Origin of the sequence: Colwellia sp. TT2012, from assembly GCF_001440345.1 — a bacterium.
Taxonomy (GTDB): Bacteria; Pseudomonadota; Gammaproteobacteria; order Enterobacterales; family Alteromonadaceae; genus Colwellia.
In genome coordinates this window covers 1-2,214 of record NZ_LJYX01000041.1, presented here as the reverse complement: position 1 = coordinate 2,214, position 2,214 = coordinate 1, and the positions used below count along the sequence as shown (strand labels likewise).

Genomic DNA, 2,214 nt, shown 5'->3' with positions numbered 1-2,214 from the left:
GAAGCAGCGCCTGGAGACATCTCTGGTTGCCGAGGCAAAGGCCAAGGAAGAGATCGAGCAGCTGCGCCTGGACGCTGAAAGATCAAGAAGTGCAGAACAAACGGCGCAAGCAAAACTGGAGTCTGCACTGCGCGAAATGGAGTCGTCCAGGGCTCAGCTGGTCGACGTCAAAGCCGAGCTCAAAGAGGCGAAGGCTGAGGTCAAAGAGGCACGGGATGAAGCCAAGGAGCTGCGCACCAAGCTCCTGGAAACTCCGAAAGCAGAGACCAAGCGACCCCAGGCCTGAGCCCTTCCGGGAGGCGCCCAGGGCCCCTCCCCTTTGCGTTAAACTCCGGTTTCTAGCATCCGGAAGATAGCCAGGTTGATCAGCGCGGCGCGGCTCTGTCCAGTGCCCTCCGCCATGGCGTCCAGTCGCGCTAGCAGGTCGTCAGCAATGGTATGAGTGATCTGCTGTCGCTTGCCCTTACGCACCCCGCCTTTTTTGACTGGTGCCGGAACCAGTTGAGGTGCTGCCTTGGCACCACCGTCCGGGGCGTTTTTGATGAAGTCTGCAGCGATTGTCGGTTTTGCCGGAATGCTCATTTTACACCTTATTTAATATTAATATGATATGAATTTAGATGTTAAATAGGGTTTTCATGAGATGATCAAGCACGGCTATTGCCTTGCGATCCACTGGCTTCAATTCAGCCACGCCAAGGCCCTGGGCGACCGAATACCAGAAGGCTTTTCGGCGGCGCAACGGTGCATCGACAAACGTGACCTGAGGCAAGCTCATCAGCGATTTTTTGGCATCTTCATTGTCAGCGGCAATCGAGCCGTGATCAGCCAGGCTCAGACCTGCGAGCACGCGCAACGGCGATAACTTCAGTGCTTGGCGAGCTGCTGTGGCTTGATCAAGCAGCAGGGTCAAATCTTCCAACGCCCAGTCTTCAAATGCACGCGGCTGAGTCGGCACATAGAGCAATTCGCAATGAACCAGCGCTGCGCGGAAAGCCGATGAATCCCGACCGCCGACATCAATGATCACATCGTCAAAATCACTGGCCTGTTTGTTGAGCAGTTGCTCCAGCTCATCGCCCTCATTGCACAACACGCACGACACTTCGGGCAGGACGCCTGCTGCTTGGCGGGCTGCAATAGCGTAGAGCGCTGACTTTTGGCGATCACCATTAATTATCAGTACCCGGCGATTTTTCCTGGCGAGTGCGATAGCGATCTGCACTGCTGCTGTCGACTTGCCGACGCCGCCCTTGGTGTTACCGACAGATACGATCATCTTACACCTTTTTTCATATTAAAATGAGGTTCTAATCATAGTCATTTAAGTGGTATTCAGTCAAGCGCAATACCTCCAGAGAGGACGGGCCAAGGGGGCTTCCTCCTAAAAAGCTCGTCCCTTCCCGCGCAGCGGGGCTGGCTTTCTCTTGGGCCCACAAGCGATTTTCATCCAAAAAACAGACTGATTGCCTGGCGACTTCAGCGCGTCTTGGGGCTACGGTTGAGGTCGAAACGCCCCCCTGTAATTCTTGTTGCTGTACAACCTCCCCCACCGGTTTTTGTCAGCAAACCTGGTCGGTGGAAGTTGTCGTTCCCATTAATTGCTCAGAGACTGGTCTCCAAGCATTGAGCGCTCTTTTGTTTGGCCATCGAACAAGCGGGTGGCACATCCGCTCAAGTATTTTGCTCAAAGACCAGTCTCCTAGCTTTATGTGCTTTTTGGTCGACCACCTCTTGCAGGCGTGTGTGGCCCGTCTATGGTTTAAGCTCCAAGACTGGTCTCTGAGCTAATTGTTGTTAAAAGCCCGAAGGCTATCTACATACCCAGATCGACTGTCAAAATCTGGCCCTTAAGCTTGCGAAGCCGAGATTCGTCGATTTCACTTTTCATAGCGTCCGAGAAAATTCCGAACAACTCTTTGGCCATGGTCGTTGTTTCTTCGCTGATGTCGAACTCTGAACGCTCACCTGGACTGCGACTATCTTTACACCAGTCCGCGAGTTTGTTGTTAGAAATTGAACGACCAAAAGTAGATTCTTGCCATTGTTCAATCTTGTATTTAGAAGCAGGGCTGTGATCGGTTTCTAGTGCCCATTGAGTAATTTCGACTATCAAAACTTGCTTGTACCGTCGATGAACACCAAGAATTTTTGCTGCTATAGATCTTCGCTGATTTGTTGTCAGGGTTTTATCTTTCAACAACTTTTTAAAGC

At 52.1% G+C, this 2,214-nt stretch carries 4 protein-coding genes; 1 reads left to right on the top strand and 3 read right to left on the bottom strand.

Features of this window, described 5'->3' with window-relative positions; all coding sequences use genetic code 11:
- Positions 1-286 (top strand): hypothetical protein (locus ASU03_RS21170; protein ID WP_197411279.1); only part of this gene is annotated, 286 nt, incomplete at its 5' end.
- A gap of 38 nt (positions 287-324) precedes the next feature.
- On the opposite strand, the gene ASU03_RS18445 is transcribed toward ASU03_RS21170, so the two are convergent.
- The 3 genes from ASU03_RS18445 to ASU03_RS18435 all read right to left on the bottom strand — a co-directional run.
- Positions 325-582 carry a ribbon-helix-helix protein, CopG family gene (locus ASU03_RS18445; protein WP_057833237.1) on the bottom strand — a complete coding sequence of 86 codons (258 nt, stop codon included), beginning with the start codon at positions 580-582 and terminating at the stop codon, positions 325-327.
- A gap of 34 nt (positions 583-616) precedes the next feature.
- Entirely contained in the window at positions 617-1,279 is a 663-nt protein-coding gene (locus tag ASU03_RS18440; RefSeq protein ID WP_057833236.1) for an AAA family ATPase, read from the bottom strand.
- A gap of 537 nt (positions 1,280-1,816) precedes the next feature.
- The coding region (locus tag ASU03_RS18435; protein WP_231731636.1) for a hypothetical protein at positions 1,817-2,214 on the bottom strand (398 nt) is incomplete at its 5' end.

What these genes read in the sequence shown, in the direction of transcription:
- ASU03_RS18445 (WP_057833237.1), bottom strand. Translation starts at nt 582, where the DNA reads ATGAGCATTCCGGCAAAACCGACAATCGCTGCAGACTTCATCAAAAAC.
- ASU03_RS18440 (WP_057833236.1), bottom strand. Translation starts at nt 1,279, where the DNA reads ATGATCGTATCTGTCGGTAACACCAAGGGCGGCGTCGGCAAGTCGACA.